The organism is Rhizobium ecuadorense (assembly GCF_001187535.1).
GTDB lineage: Bacteria > Pseudomonadota > Alphaproteobacteria > Rhizobiales > Rhizobiaceae > Rhizobium > Rhizobium ecuadorense.
In genome coordinates this window covers 1-400 of sequence record NZ_LFIO01000994.1, presented here as the reverse complement: position 1 = coordinate 400, position 400 = coordinate 1, and the positions used below count along the sequence as shown (strand labels likewise).

Annotated in this window: 1 protein-coding gene; it reads right to left on the bottom strand. The window is 55.5% G+C overall.

Annotated elements, in window-relative coordinates:
- Nucleotides 1-79: 79 nt before the first annotated feature.
- Nucleotides 80-400: ABC transporter permease subunit (locus AF337_RS18355; RefSeq protein ID WP_425287894.1), on the bottom strand; the 321-nt coding region annotated here is incomplete at its 5' end.

Here is a 400-nt window from a genome sequence, read left to right as displayed (position 1 = left end):
GTCGTAGAGCACATCGATCGGGCCGAAGGACTTGTTGACGTTTTCAAGTTCAAGAATTGGGCCAGCCATGTCTCAGCTCTCACTTCTTCTTCTTGGGTGAATAGGTCAGCGCCATCTGGCGGAACGTATTGTTCATGAGGACGGCCACCAGCAGCATCACGCCGATGATCAGGCTCGACCAATTGCGGTCGAAGGTCGTGAAATAGATGCCTTGGTTGACGACGGCGAAGGTGATCGTGCCGAAGAAGATCCCGATCACCGACCCGAACCCTCCGGTCAGCAGCACACCTCCGACGACAACCGAGATGATCGAGTTGAAGATGAAAGTCATTCCGCCCGAAACCTGCGCGGAATTGAACAGGATGGCCTGACACATGCCGACGAAGGACGCGCTCATCGC